The sequence below is a fragment of the Marinobacter sp. CP1 genome (assembly GCF_001266795.1).
Lineage (GTDB): Bacteria > Pseudomonadota > Gammaproteobacteria > Pseudomonadales > Oleiphilaceae > Marinobacter > Marinobacter flavimaris.
Map to the genome: position 1 here is coordinate 1,701,203 of NZ_CP011929.1, position 16,868 is coordinate 1,718,070.

General features: G+C 59.3%; 17 protein-coding genes. 9 read left to right on the forward strand and 8 right to left on the reverse strand.

The window, feature by feature from the left end; translation table 11 throughout:
- Window positions 1-20: 20 nt before the first annotated feature.
- Entirely contained in the window at window positions 21-1,211 is a 1,191-nt protein-coding gene (ftsY, locus tag ACP86_RS07995) for a signal recognition particle-docking protein FtsY (protein WP_008175681.1), read from the reverse strand.
- A gap of 161 nt (window positions 1,212-1,372) precedes the next feature.
- Here ftsY and rsmD point away from each other — a divergent pair, with 161 nt between their 5' ends.
- The gene (rsmD, locus tag ACP86_RS08000) at window positions 1,373-2,023 is read left to right on the forward strand and encodes a 16S rRNA (guanine(966)-N(2))-methyltransferase RsmD (RefSeq protein WP_053113262.1); all 651 of its coding nucleotides are present in this window, start codon (window positions 1,373-1,375) and stop codon (window positions 2,021-2,023) included.
- A 77-nt stretch (window positions 2,024-2,100) separates the two neighbouring features.
- On the opposite strand, the gene ACP86_RS08005 is transcribed toward rsmD, so the two are convergent.
- On the reverse strand, window positions 2,101-3,279 hold the full coding sequence (locus tag ACP86_RS08005) for a fatty acid desaturase (RefSeq protein WP_053113263.1): 1,179 nt from the start codon (window positions 3,277-3,279) through the stop codon (window positions 2,101-2,103).
- A gap of 140 nt (window positions 3,280-3,419) precedes the next feature.
- Between ACP86_RS08005 and mutM the strand changes: the two genes are divergently transcribed.
- From mutM to ACP86_RS08040, 7 genes are all read left to right on the forward strand, one after another.
- Window positions 3,420-4,232 carry a bifunctional DNA-formamidopyrimidine glycosylase/DNA-(apurinic or apyrimidinic site) lyase gene (gene mutM / locus ACP86_RS08010; RefSeq protein ID WP_039882121.1) on the forward strand — a complete coding sequence of 271 codons (813 nt, stop codon included), beginning with the start codon at window positions 3,420-3,422 and terminating at the stop codon, window positions 4,230-4,232.
- 184 nt (window positions 4,233-4,416) lie between these two features.
- Window positions 4,417-4,746: a hypothetical protein gene (locus ACP86_RS08015; protein ID WP_008175672.1), complete on the forward strand. Its 330-nt coding sequence runs from the start codon at window positions 4,417-4,419 to the stop codon at window positions 4,744-4,746.
- 95 nt (window positions 4,747-4,841) lie between these two features.
- On the forward strand, window positions 4,842-5,531 hold the full coding sequence (gene yrfG / locus ACP86_RS08020) for a GMP/IMP nucleotidase (protein WP_008175670.1): 690 nt from the start codon (window positions 4,842-4,844) through the stop codon (window positions 5,529-5,531).
- 41 nt (window positions 5,532-5,572) lie between these two features.
- Window positions 5,573-5,980 (forward strand): ribosome-associated heat shock protein Hsp15, encoded by a 408-nt coding sequence (hslR, locus tag ACP86_RS08025; protein WP_008175667.1) that lies wholly within the window; start codon window positions 5,573-5,575, stop codon window positions 5,978-5,980.
- Window positions 5,981-6,049: 69 nt separating this feature from the next.
- The gene (gene hslO, locus ACP86_RS08030) at window positions 6,050-6,904 is read left to right on the forward strand and encodes an Hsp33 family molecular chaperone HslO (RefSeq protein WP_008175666.1); all 855 of its coding nucleotides are present in this window, start codon (window positions 6,050-6,052) and stop codon (window positions 6,902-6,904) included.
- 172 nt (window positions 6,905-7,076) lie between these two features.
- The gene (locus tag ACP86_RS08035; protein ID WP_008175663.1) at window positions 7,077-8,612 is read left to right on the forward strand and encodes a phosphoenolpyruvate carboxykinase; all 1,536 of its coding nucleotides are present in this window, start codon (window positions 7,077-7,079) and stop codon (window positions 8,610-8,612) included.
- An 87-nt stretch (window positions 8,613-8,699) separates the two neighbouring features.
- Window positions 8,700-8,978: a hypothetical protein gene (locus ACP86_RS08040; RefSeq protein WP_053113264.1), complete on the forward strand. Its 279-nt coding sequence runs from the start codon at window positions 8,700-8,702 to the stop codon at window positions 8,976-8,978.
- A 21-nt stretch (window positions 8,979-8,999) separates the two neighbouring features.
- On the opposite strand, the gene ACP86_RS08045 is transcribed toward ACP86_RS08040, so the two are convergent.
- Together ACP86_RS08045 and ACP86_RS08050 are read right to left on the reverse strand one after the other, a co-directional pair.
- The gene (locus ACP86_RS08045) at window positions 9,000-11,063 is read right to left on the reverse strand and encodes a TRAP transporter large permease subunit (RefSeq protein WP_008175659.1); all 2,064 of its coding nucleotides are present in this window, start codon (window positions 11,061-11,063) and stop codon (window positions 9,000-9,002) included.
- A 26-nt stretch (window positions 11,064-11,089) separates the two neighbouring features.
- Window positions 11,090-12,154, reverse strand: coding sequence for a hypothetical protein (locus ACP86_RS08050; protein ID WP_008175657.1), 1,065 nt, complete (start codon window positions 12,152-12,154; stop codon window positions 11,090-11,092).
- A gap of 294 nt (window positions 12,155-12,448) precedes the next feature.
- Here ACP86_RS08050 and ACP86_RS08055 point away from each other — a divergent pair, with 294 nt between their 5' ends.
- Window positions 12,449-12,721, forward strand: a complete 273-nt coding sequence (locus ACP86_RS08055) for an HU family DNA-binding protein (RefSeq protein WP_008175654.1) — start codon at window positions 12,449-12,451, stop codon at window positions 12,719-12,721.
- 42 nt (window positions 12,722-12,763) lie between these two features.
- On the opposite strand, the gene ACP86_RS08060 is transcribed toward ACP86_RS08055, so the two are convergent.
- The 4 genes from ACP86_RS08060 to pyrR form a co-directional block, all read right to left on the reverse strand.
- Window positions 12,764-13,729 carry a putative solute-binding protein gene (locus tag ACP86_RS08060; protein WP_264752596.1) on the reverse strand — a complete coding sequence of 322 codons (966 nt, stop codon included), beginning with the start codon at window positions 13,727-13,729 and terminating at the stop codon, window positions 12,764-12,766.
- A gap of 284 nt (window positions 13,730-14,013) precedes the next feature.
- Window positions 14,014-15,318 carry a dihydroorotase gene (locus tag ACP86_RS08065; RefSeq protein ID WP_014578668.1) on the reverse strand — a complete coding sequence of 435 codons (1,305 nt, stop codon included), beginning with the start codon at window positions 15,316-15,318 and terminating at the stop codon, window positions 14,014-14,016.
- Window positions 15,315-16,328, reverse strand: coding sequence for an aspartate carbamoyltransferase catalytic subunit (locus ACP86_RS08070; protein WP_008175649.1), 1,014 nt, complete (start codon window positions 16,326-16,328; stop codon window positions 15,315-15,317). The genes ACP86_RS08065 and ACP86_RS08070 overlap by 4 nt, the downstream gene beginning before the upstream one ends.
- A 27-nt stretch (window positions 16,329-16,355) precedes the next feature.
- Window positions 16,356-16,865 (reverse strand): bifunctional pyr operon transcriptional regulator/uracil phosphoribosyltransferase PyrR, encoded by a 510-nt coding sequence (gene pyrR, locus ACP86_RS08075; RefSeq protein WP_008175647.1) that lies wholly within the window; start codon window positions 16,863-16,865, stop codon window positions 16,356-16,358.
- Window positions 16,866-16,868 lie beyond the last annotated feature (3 nt).

Genomic DNA, 16,868 nt, shown 5'->3' on the forward strand with positions numbered 1-16,868 from the left:
CCGCGCGGCTGGATTCCGGGCTATTCGTCAAACAGGGCGTCCACAAAGGTTTCGGCATCAAAACTGCGCAGGTCGTCCACCTGCTCGCCGACACCAATAAACCGGATGGGCAACTGCAACTGACGGGCGATGGCAAACACGATACCGCCTTTGGCCGTGCCGTCCAGTTTCGTTAACGTAATGCCACTGACGCCGACGGCCTGCTGGAACACCTGCGCCTGGCTCAGGGCGTTCTGGCCGGTGCCTGCATCCAGCACCAGCATGACCTCGTGGGGTGCGGATTCGTCCAGCTTCTTCATAACCCGGACCACCTTTTCCAGCTCCTGCATCAGGTTGTCCTTGTTCTGCAGGCGGCCGGCAGTATCGGCAATCACCACATCAACACCGCGGGACTTGGCCGACTGGATGGCATCGAAAATCACCGAGGCACTGTCAGCGCCGGTGTGTTGCGCCACCACCGGAACCTTGTTGCGCTCGCCCCAGACCTGCAGCTGCTCAACCGCAGCGGCACGGAAGGTATCGCCGGCGGCCAGCATGACCGATTTTCCTTCGTTCTGGAATTTCTTGGTGAGCTTGCCGATGGTGGTGGTCTTGCCCACCCCATTTACGCCCACCATGAGAATCACGTAAGGCGTCTTGCCGGAGTCGATCTGCAGTGGCTTGGTGACATCCTTCAGCAGACCATGCAGTTCATCCCTCAGAGCCTTACGCAGGGCCTCGCCGTCTTTGAGCTGATTGCGCTCAAGTTTGTCGGTGAGTGAGTCGATGATTTCAGAAGTGGCGGTTACGCCGACGTCTGCCATCAGCAGCGTAGTCTCGATTTCCTCCAGCAGTTCCTCATCGATTTTCTTGCCAAGCGAGAACATGTCGGACAAGCCACCGGTCAGGCTTGCCCGGGTTTTGCCCAACCCCTTTTTGATGCGCTCGAAAACGCTGACCTGAGGCTCCGGTTCCGGTGCTTTCTGCGGTTCTTCCGCGGGCTCGGGCTCTGGGGTCGGTTCCGGCTCAGCCACCGGCTCTGGTTGTGGCTCTGCGGCAGGCGCTTCAATCTCGCCCTCTTCCGGCTCTGGTGCCGGCCCTTTGGAAACCTCGGGCTTGCGCTGCGGCACCGGCTTGGGGCGTGGTGCCCGGCTACGGTTGCCGACGATATCCAGGACAAATACGAGCACAAGAAGGGCCAGGAGGCCGATTGAAATCCACTCTGCCGTCATAAAAATCAATCCATCAGTCTGAATGGGCGGGACAAAGAAAGCCGGTATTCTAGCAGACTGTCCCGGTGAAGTGAGGGTCGCTCCGATTATCGCGACCGTAAACGTTTCCGGTAAGATGCAGGCACATATCCTGAACCGAATATTTCCGTGGAGCGGCGGCTATGGCGCGCAGACAATCCGCAAGCAGGTCTCACCAGACGAGATCCCCAGCCGGTCGCGAGGCGGCTCCGGCTGGCAAAGGCAGCGGCACAGGTGAGCTGCGAATCATTGGCGGCGACTGGCGCAGCCGCAAACTGCGCTTCCCGGACGCCGGTGGCGTTCGACCCACCCCCGCGCGCACCCGCGAAACCCTGTTCAACTGGCTTGCCTTCCACCTTGCCGGCAGTGACTGCCTCGATTTGTTCGCCGGCTCCGGCGCGCTTGGGCTAGAGGCTCTTTCCCGGGGTGCCGGGCAGGCCACCCTCGTGGACCACACGCCAGCCCTGGCCAGAGCACTGCGAGACAACCTCCGGTTGTTGAAATCCGACAACGGCGAAGTGGTGTGTTCGGACGTCGAAAGCTATCTGGCCCAGAGAAACCGACCGCCATTCGATATCGTGTTCATGGATCCGCCGTTTCGCCAGGGCTGGCTCGAAAAGCTGTTTCCGTTGCTGGAAAAACAGGCGTGGATCAAACCCGGCGGCTGGGTTTACGTGGAACACGAGAGCGAGCTGCCAACGCCTTCTGTGCCCGTTTCCTGGCAGTTGCACCGGCAAAAAAGTGCGGGACAGGTCACCTACTCCCTGTTCCGGGTTGTTTCCGGGCCAGAATAAAAAAGGGCCAGATGAACGCTTTCATCTGGCCCCGGATTCCCCGCCGAAGCAGGTTTACGTCGATTCTCTACCCGGCATCAGGTTGAGGGGCGCAGCGAGTAGGCCCGGAGGTGCTCGGCGAACTCTTCCAGATAGCGGATACCGCTGGCTTCCGCCTCACGGCACCACTCCATCAGCGCGTTCAGCTTGTCCTGGGGTTTGAGCCCACGCTGGCGCCAGAGGGCCTGCAGCTCGTGGCTCTTCTCATAGATCTGGCGCAGCACCGCATTGCGCTCCAGCACAGACTCGAGGGTTTCCTTCTCCTTCGGCTGAATCAGTGTGATCTCACGGGAGAGCAGTTGCTTGAGCTTCCGGTAACGGGGACGGATCTCATCGTCCATCAGCGACTTCTGCTGGCGCAGGACCGGCTCCATGACACGTTTACGGTACTGGCGCATGATATCGAACCGGTTGTTGGCGATGGCCTGAACCGTTTCCACATCCACCTCCAGTTTACCTGGCACATGGTGGGCAATCGGTCGATAACCCTTGGGCTTGGCCAGTCCGAACAACTGGAACAGGCGGATGTAGCCCCAGCCGATATCCACCTCGAACCAGCGGCGAGACAGCTTGGATGAGTTGGGATAGGTATGGTGGTTGTTGTGCAACTCTTCACCGCCAATCAGAAGACCCAGTGGGCTGATATTGCGGGCGTTATCGGCACATTCGTAGTTCCGGTAACCCATCCAGTGGCCGATACCGTTGACCACACCGGCAGCCCAGACCGGAATCCACATCATCTGCACCGCCCAGATCCAGATACCGTGAACGCCAAACAGGGCCAGGTTGATTACCGCCATCAACGCGATGCCGAGCATCTTGTAGCGGCTGTAAACATTGCGCTCCACCCAGTCTTCCGGTGTCCGCTGGCCGTAGCGCTCGAGCGTTTCGGGCGTCGCCGATTCCGCATAGAGTTCGGCGCCCTGGAACAGCACCTTGCGAATACCCAAGACGACCGGGCTGTGGGGATCTTCCTCGGTTTCGCACTTGGCGTGGTGTTTACGATGGATGGCGGTCCATTCCTTGGTGTTCTGCGCAGTGGTTAACCAGAGCCAGAACCGGAAGAAGTGTTTCAGGGCCGGATGCAGGTCCAGCGAGTTATGCGCCGAATGGCGATGCAGGTAGAGCGTTACACTGACAATCGTGACGTGTGTCATTCCGAGGGTGACCAGAATGAGCTGCATCACCGACAGGTCAAGAAGACCATTAAACCACATAGCAAATCCTCAAAATCAATATCTTTGGCGCGAGGCCAACCTTCACACTTTAGCGTACAGCTGTAAGCCACAACAACAGCATTTGGATGCAAAATTGTTACTGATTACACTTAGTCGTTTTCCACCGGAGATTCCCGCCCGTGCCTGAACTGCCCGAAGTAGAAACGACCCGACGGGGTATAGCACCCCACTGCGAAGGCGAGACAATAACCCGAGTGACAGTCCGCAACGGCAGTCTGCGCTGGCCTGTTCCGGCCGATCTGGGCGAGAAACTGGAAGGTCAGGTGATTAAAAGTGTAGACCGCCGGGCCAAGTATTTGTTCCTGAACATGGACCGGGGCACGGTGATTGTTCACCTTGGCATGTCCGGCAGCCTGCGCATCATCACTGACAATACCCCTCCCCTGACCCATGATCATATCGACGTGGCATTACAGTCTGGCGTCATCCTTCGATTCAACGACCCACGCCGGTTCGGCTGCTGGCTGTGGGCTGATTCCGCCGAAGAGCACCCGCTGATCACCCACCTGGGTCCGGAACCCCTGGCCCCGGAATTCAATGGCGCGCACCTGTTCCGGCTCTCCCGCGGCAAAAACACACCGGTGAAATCGTTCATCATGGACAATCAGGTGGTCGTGGGTGCCGGTAACATCTATGCCAATGAAGCGCTGTTCAAATCGGGCATTCATCCCCGGCGCAAGGCCGGGAGAATCAGCCTCGACCGCTATCACAGGCTGGCCGAAGCCATCCGGGAAACGCTCAGCGCCGCCATTCTGATGGGCGGAACCACCCTTCGGGACTTCGTGAACAGTGATGGCAAGCCCGGCTATTTTGCCCAGTCCCTGCTGGTGTACGGCCGGGGCGGCCAGCCCTGCAAGGAATGCGGGGCACCACTGAAGGAAATCCGGATGAACAATCGCTCAACGGTTTACTGTCCCCGTTGCCAGCGCTGAACGCTTACCAGATCGCACATTCTGCAACGAAAAATCGTTTGAAAATGCGCAAATATGATTCATAGTTAACAGAGGATTAACGCCCACGGTTTACAATAGGATGGTATCCGGTTGATACGATCCGGGTTTGCTTTTCTTTAAAGCACTACCCTTTCAGGGCCACTAAAGCTCAGGAGACAGTAAGATGACCCGCAAGATTTCCCGCACCCTGGTAGCCACTGTGGCGGCCTGCCTGTTGGCATTCTCATCCCTCGGGCACGCTCAGGCCGTGGACGAAACCCCGTCGGCACTGGCAATGACCGGTGATGCGATTTTTGTTCGCCCGGCCTTGCTGGCTACCACCATCGTGGGCAGCGCTGTCTACCTGGTCTCCCTGCCCTTCTCCCTGCTGGGCGGAAACGCTGATGAAGCAGGGGAAGTTCTGGTAATGGGCCCGGCCAAGGCGACCTTCGTGCGCTGCCTGGGCTGCACCCGTACCGGCAAGAAACCCGAGACGGTCCAGACCAGCAACTGATCCGGCTCCATCGGGCACGCCTCCGTACTATCACGGCTTGCCCCGACGAGCGAACTCCGGCAGCCTGAAGCAAATTCTTCAGGCTGTTTTTCTCTATGGTTGACTGGTCCTCGCTTAACACGGTGTTCCTGGATATGGACGGGACACTGCTGGATCTGCATTTCGATAACCACTTCTGGCTCGAGCATCTGCCGGCAAGGTACGCCGAGCACTACGACCTCCACCCCCAGGAAGCGAAAGACCGCCTGATTCCGATGATCATGGCCGAGCGCGGCTCACTGAACTGGTATTGCACCGATTACTGGAGCGAGCGGCTGTCCCTCGACATCACGGGGCTGAAAGCAGAGGTAGGCGACCGGATCGGTTATCGCCCCCACGTCACGGATTTTCTCGATGCCCTCCGACAAGCCGGGCTTCACTCGGTGATTGTCACCAACTGTCACCCCGACCCCCTGGCCCTGAAGCTAAAACGAACCGGCCTTGATACACGGGTGGATGCCATTGTTTCCAGCCACCAGTTGGGCAAGCCCAAGGAAGATCCCTCGTTCTGGCAGGACCTCCAGCGAGTAACGCCTTACCAGGCCGAAAGCACCCTGATGGTCGACGACAGTTTTCCGGTGCTGGAAAGTGCACTGGCGGCCGGCATTGCCCAATGTCTGGCCGTATTGGCGCCGGACAGCCAGCAGGAAGCCCGGGAACAGCACCCGGAAATACCCTGTATTCATCACTTCGATGAAATTCTCCCCGCGCTTCGCCAGCGGTCGCCCCTGCCATCCGGCCGATGACAGGGTTATAATTGGCCTACTAGCCCATCAGGTGAGGAGACATGACGGCATCAACCGCTGACGACCAACGTGTAAGACTCGATAAATGGCTCTGGGCCGCCCGATTCTACAAGACCCGCTCCCTGGCCAAGGAAGCGATCGAGGGTGGCAAGGTCCACTACAACAGCCAGAGATGCAAACCCGGCAGGCTGGTGGAAGCCGGCGCAAAGCTGACGTTGCGCCTGGGCTGGCAGGAAAAAATCATTATTGTTGATGACATCAGCGACCGGCGCCGTGGTGCACCCGAAGCTCAGAAGCTCTACCACGAAACCGAAGACAGCGTTAAGAAACGCGAGGAAATGGCCTGGCAGCGTAAAACCATGCAGGCAGCGCAGCTTCCTCCGGCCAGACGCCCCTCAAAGAAAGACCGAAGGGACATTCAGCGCTTTCGCGAACAGAACGGCCTCTGAACCCTTTATTACATCCCCGCCCTCAGTCAAACGTGCAACGACCGGCATTCAGCATTCAGGAGACACAACATGGCAGCCCGCGACCAGTTCCAGCGCTTTATCTTTGAACACAGCCAGGTGCGGGGAGCCTGGGTTCAGCTAGCGGACAGCTATCAGGAAATCGGCAGCCAGGCGCCCTACCCGGACACGGTCCGGGAACTCCTCGGAGAAGCACTGGTGGCGAGCATCCTGATGAGCAGCACCCTGAAGTTTGAGGGTACATTGTCGGTACAGGCCCAGGGTGAAGGGCCTCTGCGCACATTAATGGCCGAGTGCAGCCACGACAGACACATCCGCGGCCTGGCCCGCTTTGATGAGCATGCGGTCAGCGAAGACAGCTTCCACGATCTGCTCGGCGAGGGTCGGATGGCTATTACCATCACGCCCAACCGCGGCAACCGTTATCAGGGCGTTGTACCCCGGGATCAGGAGACACTCGCCGGCTGCCTTGAGGAATACTTTGATCGCTCGGAGCAGATTCCCACCAGCCTGTTCCTGTTTGCCGACGAAAACGGCGCCGCCGGCCTGATGCTACAGCGCCTGCCGGGCGCCACAGAGGAGGATGAAGACCTCTGGGACCGGGTAAACCATCTGGCCCGAACCGTGGAAGCCTCCGAATTACTGGAGCTGGACAGCGAAACCCTGCTTCACCGCCTGTTCCATGAGGAGACCGTACGCCTGTTTGACTCCGAACCGGTCGCCTTCCAGTGCAGCTGCTCACGGGAGCGTACCCTCGGCGCCCTGGAAGCCATCGGCCGCGAGGAGTGTTACAGCATCCTGGAGGAAGAGGGCTCTATCGAAATGGACTGCCAGTTCTGTCATGCTCACTATCGCTTCGATAGAAATGATATTGATCATCTTTTCACCGGTCATACGCTACACTAGAAACACGTTCGATTAGCCGGGAACCCGCTGATAGCAAGGCTTCCCGGGCAGTCGTTTTTTACCGGCGTCTCTGGCATAATAGCGCGCCTGAATTGACCCGATTGCTCAGATTTCCGTCAATTTTAGGAAGCGGCCTGAGCAATCACTAAGACATCCCGAGGGCGAGGTCGAAGTGAGCAACACTTATAGTGATCTGAGTACAGCACGACTGGTTGAGGTGGCACTGGCGCGTGAAGAAGGCCAGCTGGCATCCAACGGTTCCCTGGTCGTAAAAACCGGTGAGCGCACGGGCCGGTCTCCCAAGGACCGTTATATTGTCGAGGAGCCCAGCACCTCGGACGATATCCACTGGGGTCCGATCAACCGTCCTTTCGACGCTGAAAAATTCGACGCCCTCTGGGATCGTGTTGAAGCCTACATCGCCGAGAAAGACCAGTTCGTGTCTCACGTTCATGTTGGTTCCGACCCGGAACACTACCTGCCGGTCAAAATGACGACCGAGACCGCCTGGCAGAATCTGTTCGGCCGCAACCTGTTTATCCGTCCGGACAGCTATAACCCGGCCGACAAGCAGGAATGGCAGATCCTGAACGCCGCCAACTTCGAGTGCGATCCCGAGCGCGATGGCACCAACAGCAACGGCTGCGTGATGATCAACTTTGCCAAGCGCAAGGTTCTGCTGGCTGGCATGCACTACGCCGGCGAGATGAAAAAGGCCATGTTCTCCGTGCAGAATTTCCTGCTGCCGGAGAAAGACGTGTTGCCCATGCACTGCTCGGCCAACGTCGGTGAAGACGGCGAAACCTGCCTGTTCTTCGGTCTGTCCGGCACTGGCAAGACTACCCTCTCCGCCGATCCGCACCGCTTCCTCATCGGTGACGACGAGCACGGTTGGGGCCCGGGCACCGTATTCAACATCGAAGGCGGTTGCTACGCGAAGTGCATCGACCTGACCCGGAAAAATGAACCGATCATCTGGGACGCCATCCGTTTCGGTGCCATTGTCGAGAACGTGACCATCGACCCTGAGACCCGTGAGCCGGATTACACCGACGTATCCCTCACCGAAAACTCCCGCTGCGCCTACCCGCTTGAGCACGTTGAAAAGCGCGTGATCGAGAACCGCGCCGGTGAGCCATCTCACATCGTGTTCCTGACCTGCGACATGACCGGCGTCCTGCCGCCCGTGTCCATCCTGAGCCGCGAAGGCGCCGCTTACCACTTCCTGAGTGGCTATACCGCTCTGGTTGGCTCCACCGAGATGGGCTCCTCCTCGAAGCTGAAGTCCACCTTCTCAACCTGCTTCGGTGCGCCCTTCTTCCCCCGTCCGGCCGGCGTTTACGCCGAGCTTCTGATGAAGCGGATGGACGAGTTTGGCAGCAAGGTCTTCCTGGTCAACACCGGCTGGACCGGCGGTCCTTACGGTGAAGGCCAGCGATTCAGCATTCCGACCACCCGCGCCATCATCGCCTCAATCCAGAATGGCGACCTGGACGACGTGGAAACCGAACACCTGCCAACCCTGAACCTGGACGTGCCCAAGCATGTTCCGGGCGTGGACACCGAGCTGCTGAACCCGCGCAACACATGGGTAAGCCCGGACTACTACGATGGCAAGGCCCAGGAACTGATCGCCCAGTTCGTCGAGAACTTCAAGAAGTTCGACGTGGCAGATTCGATCGTCGAGGCCGGTCCGAAGCTGAGCTGAGTCGATTACGGCAAGTAAGGAAAGCGCCCTGCGAAAGCACGGCGCTTTTTTTGTATGATAGCCCAACACACTCCAGGAAATGGCTTCATGAAACAGCATCTACGCCAGCTCTTTTCGTTTATTCTCAAACCACTGGAATCCGGAAAAGTTGGGCCCAGCTACAAAGATTCGCACCGCACCGTGCTGAATGTGGTGGGCGTCCTGTTCCTCGTTCTGGCGACGGTGTCGACGGCTATGCTCGTTTACACCGGTAAGGCAGGCGCCTTGATTCCCGTGCTTGTTTTCTTCGGTATTGGTGGCGTGTCCTTGGTGGTCGGGACGTTGGGCTCGGATGCCGCGGTGTCGAAGATGTGGGGCAACCGCTAGCGGACGCCCCATATCCTGTAATCAGGCGTAGAAAATAAGCGGCACAAAGGCCACCAGAACCAGCGAAATCCCCATGGCAATCAGCGGCATGATGATACGCTCATGGCGCTGATAAAAAGTCCCCGTTTCCTGTTGCGCCGCCAGCACTTCCGCCTCTCCAACCACCTGCCGGGTCAGCAGATGGTTCAGGGCTACCGGCGGGCTCAGGTAGCCGAGTTCAAATGCCACCAGGGTCACCATCCAGAAATGGATCGGATGAATTCCGCTGGAATAGGCAATCGTGGCAACCGTGGCGGTCACCAGGATCACGGCACCGAATGCGTCCATGATCATGCCCAGGATCACCAGGATTACCACCATCAGCAGCATGGCCGACCAGGCACTGTCGAACGACTGCGGGAAAGCCTCCATCAGGTGGGCCCGCTCGATCACACCACCGATGCTGACCGACAGCCCCAGCAACAGCAGCAGCGCGCCAATTTCCGCCGTCGTATCGTTTGTGGCGCCGCGGAGACTTCGCTCCAGGCCCTGATGGTTGATCTCTCCCGAGGCTTTTCCTGACCGGTTTTTCAGGCTGACATGCTCGTACACAAGGATTGCCAGCATGATCACCGGCAGCAGCCTTGGCGCCGAGAATTCATCCATGCTCACGTCCAGCGCCAGCCGGTAAAACAGCACCACGGCAGCGATGACCAGAACGTAGGGAATCAGGGGTTTGAGCGCCTGCGTCATGGCCGGGAAGGCTTCAGCAGAGGGCGCCAGGTTGAATTCACTCTGTCGGTTCACACTGAGGGCCACGATCGCGAACATGGTGGCGGTCAGCACGAACACCCAGATGCCCCAGCCAAACAGCTCATCAGTGGTGACTTCCCGGTTCAGGTAAGCAATGACAACCACCAGCAGGCAGGGGCGCAAAACCACGCCCAGGGAACCGGACATAGCGGTCGCCGCCAGGGCCAGATGCCGCCGGGCACCGGCGGCACGCAGCTCACTGTATATCACTGCGCCGGCCGCGATCACGAAAATGCCGGAAGCGCCGGTGTAGGCCGTTGGCACGGCCGCCACCAGAACCGCTACAACCGCCAGCATTTCCGGTGGCATGCGCCAGGGCCGGAAGACATTGAACACCAGGGTGGCCAGGCGGGTCTGCTTGAGCATCATGCCCACCCACACATACAGACCGACATTCAGGAACATGTCGGACAGCTCCATCATCTTTCCGAGATAGATACCAATCCCCGACGCGTGTCCGATCAGCGCAAAATAGGTGCCGGAGATCAGACACATCACGGTATAGAGCGGAACGGCCAGGAAGGCCTTGTTCAGGCTGCCGCCCTCCTCAAGATCATCAGGCACCCGGAACAGCCGGTAGAGGCTGGCCAACGTGAGGCAGGCGAAACCGATAATCCAGAAATTGTGCAGCAACAACTCTTCGGACGAGACCGCCGTGTCTGAACCAAGGCTGGACTGGCGAAAGATTGCGCTCGACCCCAGCAGCATGGCATTGGCGATGGTTTGAAGAGTATGGGAGACCGTGTAATCCAGCCGGGTTTCCATGGCACGCATGGCGATATGATGACGAGTGAGGGTCGCCGTGACCGCGCACAGCATGACAAGGATCACGAGGATGAAACGCTGTGACTCCAGGCCAAAGGCGATCAGGTCAGCAATAAAAAGTTCGATGGCCCGATAGGCTTTCACCCCTGGTGTCAGCTGTTCACTGAGATTTTCGAAATTCTGGTGGGCCTCGCGGCAGTCAGCAACCGCTCGTTCGATGGCAAGCCGGACGTCAGCCGGGTCTTTTTCCTCGGCCCCCAGCAACGCGGCCATCGGGTCATCCGTCTCGGCATCCGCCGCCATTTCTTCAGCAACCGCCGCGTCGATATCCCGAGTCGGGTCGCAGGTGGGCTGAACCGGATCCATCCGCAACTTGTAATAGCCACTCCAGAGCTGTTCACCGCCCCGAAGCATCTGGTTGTGGATGTCGCTGCTCGTGGAGAAAATGACCACTGCAAGCAATAACAGACAGGCGGGCAGCGATGAAAACCACTCCAGCCCGCTACGATGAAAACCGCCCTTCGACATAACTGATTACTCTGGATAGGGAGTGGTTACAGCAGATCGTCCAGATCCATGGTTTCAACGGCTTCCGCCTGGTCATCCCAGAAGCTGCCCAGCTGTCCCATGGGTGTACGGTGCCCGGTGTTCTCAACCCAGAGACGGTCAGAAACCGCGACGATCATATCGGTGGCCATGGCGTCCACGAACCGCCACTGCTCATTGGCCGGCGTAGTCTCGATCGATTCGGCATGATCCCGGATCACCGAACGGACCATGGCTTCGTCTCCCTTGTTCAGGGCCGCGATGGCGTGGAACACGTGGGGCAAACGCACACCCGCAACCTCGCCCTGATCGTCGGCGATGGCCAGCCGTTCAAACGCGTTCTCACCCTCGGGCTGGGCACCCGGAATCATCGCCCACACCGTTGCCCGCAATGCCATGGGCGCACCCCACCATTTTTCATTATCGAGGCAGCTTGTGGCCCGGGCGGCAATGGAGCCAACGTTCGCCGGTACGCCAATGGACGAGGTGGACTGAATCTGGGCATTAAGCGCCTGGAGGCCGGAAAGAAGACCCGCCATGTAGATGAACTCGTCCATGTCGTCATCAAAATCCGGGCATTCGCCATCGGCAGGATTGCCGTAATGGGCATTGTGGTGCTGCCAGGCCTTGTAATAGCGCCGGGCAGCAACGCTATGTGCGCGCTTCTGCTGGATCATGGCATCCTCGGCCTCATTGCCGTTCATGGCATTCAGGGCGGCAAGTGCGGCCAGCTCGTGCTCCCTGGCCTCTTCTTCGGCGCAGCCGCCGGCACTGAGGTAGAGCATCACCGCCAACTGGTCCGGCTCATTGGTAACGCGGCCGAAGGACATCAGCAGTGGCGCAGTCGCCTCGCTCATGGCGCACCCCATGGCCAGATCGTTGCTTTCCATCAGAAAAGGCACCGTGTGATCCCTGGAGAAGCCCTGCATCACATCCCCGGTGGTCTTGTACATCACGTGATTCACCGCGCTGCAGCCGCCAAGGACCAAACTGGCCGTGAAAGCCGCCACAAGGTTACGCACTCGACGCGCGGAAAACGGCGACTTGCGGGAGGGATTCCGGAAATGGGTCATACCTTCTTCACCTTTTGCGTTTTTTGTTCTGATGCAGCCCTGCTGCAATCGCACGGCCCGGACTCTGGCGGAGAAACCGGTTTGTTACAGTCTGTAACCAGGCACGCATTATGGCGCAGGAGGCCCCGTTTTTATGCGACCGATGCCGCAAATGACGCCAATTTACACACACCTATGCCACCCCTTGGTTTGCACAATGGGCCGCGAGCCGCTATAGATTGGAGCAACCGAGAGTCGTTGTGATTCCGGCCAGTACAGACCGAACCCGCAGAAATACAATAAAAGGAGTATCCGATGCGCAAACCTGAACTCGCCGCGGCCATTGCCGACCGCACCGGGCTGACCCGGGAAAAGGCCAGCGAAGTGATTACCGCATTTACCGACCAGGTATCGGCCGCCGCCTCCCGTGGCGAGGATGTCACCCTGATCGGCTTTGGCACTTTCAACATCCGCAGCCGCGAAGCGCGTGATGGACGAAACCCGCAAACCGGCGAGACCATTCGCATCCCTGCCAGCAAAACCGTAGGCTTCAAGGCCGGCAAGGCGCTCAAAGACGAAATCCGCTAGTCAGGCACAGGCCCGCAGCTGCGGGCCTGCTTTACCCCTGGTTCAGGTTCCGGCGACGGAAGCACACTCAGAGCGAGTGGCATCTACCCGGCACCGAATCGCTTTCATCAACTTGATAGCCCGCTCATCGTATACACCGTCCTCCAGCAACGAGAGACGCACCTTGCGCAGCATCTTGTCGTATTCAGCGGTGTCTTCCTGGGGCAGCTGCATCCAGACGCCTTCCGGAATTTCAGCCTCTGCCTGGGCAATAATCTCGTAGGCCTCGTCTATGCGTTTGATGGCCTGGTCACGCACCATCTGGCCGGCGGAATCCGGGAACCGGTCACGGTGGATGATTACCTGGAAATTCATATACCCGAGGGCATATTTGACCACCGCACCGTTGGGCTGAACGCCCTTGTAAAGTTCCAGTGGTGTGTAGGCGACGGCCGGAGCATAGGCCAGGTCCACGCTACCGTTGTTGAACTTGCCGGCAAAGTTGGCGGAATTGGACCCCACCACAGATGCCCCCACATGGCGAACCATCCGCACGGATGCCTGATCGTAATCGAGGGTTGCAATCCGTTTGCCCTGCAGTTTCTCAACAGAATCAATGTTGCGGTCCCGGGTGTGGAGGTAAATGGCGCCCCCGGGGAATACACCGGCAACCTCGTAGGGACCATCAATCAGGAACGGCCGGGCTTTGGGCTGGCTGAGGGTGTTGTACAGCAGCCGCATTTCCTCTTCGCCGGGCACTGCGCCCATGGCTTCAAGGCTGCCCGTGAACTTGTTGAATTCCCGGGCCCGGGTGCCAGTAAGCAGCACTGCGTCGCACTGGCCCGCCTTGAAGTCCTCGGCGGCCACCTTCTCATCGGTGTAGGCGCGAAGGTCCAGCTTGATGCCGTTTTTCAGGGCAACCGGCTGGAAGGTTTTGGTGATGGCAAACAGGGGACCATTGGCACCAACCGGGTCAAAAACGCAAAAGCTGCGTTCCAGAGGCTCGTTCTGCGCCTGTGCCTGCCCCATCGAGGGGAATACCAGACTGGCACAGAGGGCAGTTGCCAAAGCTACCCGCTGGGGGAGGTTTGCTGATTTCACGGGATGACTCCTGATTATTATTGTCGGGCGCCGGTCTGTGAAAATGAACCGGTCAGGCCACGCTTTCCTTGGTCGACCATAGGGCGACGGCTACAAGAATACGTTGGCACAGGTGCCTGCCATCAAGGGTTTTTCAGCATAAAGGGGGGATTCTGTGATGGTGTCGACAGAGGTTCCGCAACCCCTGCCGCACTTTGTCGCCTGAGCCGGATTCAGATTGCCGGCTTTGGCCAGGCCTTTCGACCCTCACTGAGAGTGAGCCGGACGACACCCGGCAGTTCGCGATCGGTCACCGGCGCATGGCGACCGGCTGAAACCAGTGTTTTCGAGTTCGGTGTCCAGAAGGCATCAGGATCAAACACACAGACATCAGCGATTTCGCCCTCGGCAAGGCGGGCTGTTCTGCCCAGCGCGGAAGCCGGACCGTTGGTCAGCGCGCGAATCAGATCGGGCAGTGCCAGTTCATTCATCTCCACCAGTTCCAGCCCCAACGACAGCACACTCTCAATGCTCGACAGTCCCGGTTCGGTGGCTGCCATGGGCGCCTGCTTGGCGGCGGTATCGTGAGGTTGATGCTGACTGACAATGGCATCAATCACGCCGTCCCGAACACCGGCTATCAACGCCTTCCGATCACCCTCGCCGCGCAGAGGAGGCCGAACATGGAAGCGGCTGTCGAAACCGGCCAGGGCCTCCTCGGTGAACACAAGCTGGTGCATGGCCACATCGGCGGTTACCGCAATGCCGCGGCGGCGGGCTTCAGCCAGCATTTCAACACTGCGACCACAGGAGAGCTGGCTCAGATGCAACCGTACCCCGGTCTCCTCCGCCAGCAACAGCATTTCCATCACCGCGGCGGTTTCCGCCACTTCCGGAATACCGAGCAGGCCCAGGCGAGATGTTACCAGGCCATCGTGGGCGTAGCCGTCGGCGGCCAGGGCCTGGTTCTCGGGACTGAACATCACCGTCAAACCAAAGGTCTGGGCGTAGGCCATGCAGCGGCGCAAGATGCGGGCGTTGCGCACGCCCCGGGAGCCATTACCCACAGCGACACAACCCGCCGAGGCCAGGCCCGCCATGTCGCTGAGCAAATCACCCTCCAGACCCCGGGTGATGGCACCAATGGGCAACACCCGGATCGGCGACCGGCTGGCGGCGCCGTCCCGGATCAGGTGGGTGACGGCACTGGAATCGTTCACCGGCGAAGTTTCCGGCGAAGCGCAGACCGTCGTGAAACCGCCATGAGCCGCTGCGAGAGTTTCCGAGGCAATATTGCCTTTCTGGCCATTGCCCGGCTCACGGAGGTTACAGCAAAGATCGACAAACCCCGGCGTTATGACAGCGTTCTCTGCACTGATTGTCTCGTCGGCCTGTGCCCGGGCGGCAGCTTCGCCCATCGCGGCAATACGGCCATCCCGGATCAGCAGCGCGGTATTCTGCTGCTCCGGGCCCTGACCATCGAACAGTCGGCCTCCGGTAATCTTCAGGCTGGTTCCGGATGTGTTGACACTGCTCATGCCTGGCCCCTCTCACTCAATTTCTGCTGCCGTTCTGAAACCTGGCCACCCATGGCCATGGACATGACCGCCATCCGGATGGCGATGCCGTTGGTCACCTGGTTCAGAATGACCGACTGTGGTCCGTCGGCAACCGCCGATTCGATTTCAACGCCCCGATTGATCGGCCCCGGGTGCATAACGATGCATTCCGGATGGGCCAACGCCAGTTTTTGCTGGTTCAGGCCGTAGAGCCGGTAGAACTCGCGCTCGCTGGGCAGCAATGCGCCTTCCATCCGCTCTTTCTGCAGTCGCAGCATGATGACCACATCCAGATCCTTCATCCCGCGGGTCATGTCGTATTCCACCGTGCAGCCGAGGCTTTCCACGTCTTTGGGAAGCAGGGTTCCCGGGGCAATGACGCGAACTTCCTCCGCACCCAGCTCGTTGAGAGCCCGGATCTGGGAGCGGGCCACTCGGGAGTGCAGCACGTCGCCAACGATAGCGACTTTGAGGCCCTCGAAACGCCCCTTGTGCTGGCGAATCGTCAGCATATCCAGCATGGCCTGCGTCGGGTGAGCGTGGCGACCATCACCAGCGTTGATGATGGCGACGCCGGGCGTCACGCTCTCGGCAATAAAATGCGGCGCACCACTCTGGGAGTGCCGGACCACGAACATGTCGCTGGCCATGGCTTCCAGGTTGAGCAGCGTGTCAGACAGGGATTCGCCTTTGGAGGTGGCCGAGGTGCTGATATCCAGGTTGAGCACATCCGCAGAGAGGCGCTTGGCCGCCAGCTCAAAGGTACTGCGGGTTCGGGTGCTGGACTCGAAAAACAGGTTTACCACGGTTCGCCCGCGAAGCAGTGGCACTTTCTTGATGGTTCGCTCACCGACCTCGATAAAGGAGTCCGCCGTGTCCAGGATGTCGGTCAGCAGCGCCCGATCCAGACCGTCGAGAGTGAGGAAATGCCGCAACTGACCATCCCGGGTCAGCTGCAAGTGGTGCGGGGAAGAGTCGTTCGCGGTCATGGGTCGCCTGTTATCCGATTCGGAGGTTTATTGTCCGGCTTCCTGAAGCTCGATACGGAGCGGGTCGGGGCCACGCAGTTTGACGCGTTGATGGGATTCCAACGCCATTGTCTTGCCAGCCACATCCGGCTGGATGGGCAGTTCCCGGGCACCGAGGTCAATCAGGGTGGCCAGTATGATACTGGCTGGACGGCCATAATCGAAGATCTCATTCATGGCGGCGCGGATCGTCCGGCCGCTCATGATGACATCGTCAATCAGGATGATGTCACGGCCTTCGGTATCGAAGGGCAGACTCGAGGGTTTCACCCGGGGATTCAGGCCGATGCGGCTGAAATCATCGCGGTAGAAGGAGATGTCCAGTTCGCCGAACGGCTCTTCGATGCCAAGGCGTTTGCTCAGCACGTCGGCCAGCCAGACGCCTCCGGTCCGTATACCGATCAGGACCGGGGATTGCACGCCCCGTTGCTCGAGCGCCTGACGTAGCCCGGTTTCCATCTGGTCAAGCAACTGATCAATATCAAGCAATGCCGTCATTCG

Coding starts and splice junctions, on each gene's coding strand:
- pyrR (WP_008175647.1), bottom strand. CDS start 16,865: ATGACGGCATTGCTTGATATTGATCAGTTGCTTGACCAGATGGAAACC.
- ACP86_RS08070 (WP_008175649.1), bottom strand. CDS start 16,328: ATGACCGCGAACGACTCTTCCCCGCACCACTTGCAGCTGACCCGGGAT.
- ACP86_RS08060 (WP_264752596.1), bottom strand. CDS start 13,729: ATGGGGCAGGCACAGGCGCAGAACGAGCCTCTGGAACGCAGCTTTTGC.
- ACP86_RS08050 (WP_008175657.1), bottom strand. CDS start 12,154: ATGACCCATTTCCGGAATCCCTCCCGCAAGTCGCCGTTTTCCGCGCGT.
- ACP86_RS08040 (WP_053113264.1), top strand. CDS start 8,700: ATGAAACAGCATCTACGCCAGCTCTTTTCGTTTATTCTCAAACCACTG.
- yrfG (WP_008175670.1), top strand. CDS start 4,842: ATGGTTGACTGGTCCTCGCTTAACACGGTGTTCCTGGATATGGACGGG.
- ACP86_RS08015 (WP_008175672.1), top strand. CDS start 4,417: ATGACCCGCAAGATTTCCCGCACCCTGGTAGCCACTGTGGCGGCCTGC.
- ACP86_RS08005 (WP_053113263.1), bottom strand. CDS start 3,279: ATGTGGTTTAATGGTCTTCTTGACCTGTCGGTGATGCAGCTCATTCTG.
- hslR (WP_008175667.1), top strand. CDS start 5,573: ATGACGGCATCAACCGCTGACGACCAACGTGTAAGACTCGATAAATGG.
- rsmD (WP_053113262.1), top strand. CDS start 1,373: ATGGCGCGCAGACAATCCGCAAGCAGGTCTCACCAGACGAGATCCCCA.
- ACP86_RS08045 (WP_008175659.1), bottom strand. CDS start 11,063: ATGTCGAAGGGCGGTTTTCATCGTAGCGGGCTGGAGTGGTTTTCATCG.
- ACP86_RS08055 (WP_008175654.1), top strand. CDS start 12,449: ATGCGCAAACCTGAACTCGCCGCGGCCATTGCCGACCGCACCGGGCTG.
- ftsY (WP_008175681.1), bottom strand. CDS start 1,211: ATGACGGCAGAGTGGATTTCAATCGGCCTCCTGGCCCTTCTTGTGCTC.
- ACP86_RS08065 (WP_014578668.1), bottom strand. CDS start 15,318: ATGAGCAGTGTCAACACATCCGGAACCAGCCTGAAGATTACCGGAGGC.
- hslO (WP_008175666.1), top strand. CDS start 6,050: ATGGCAGCCCGCGACCAGTTCCAGCGCTTTATCTTTGAACACAGCCAG.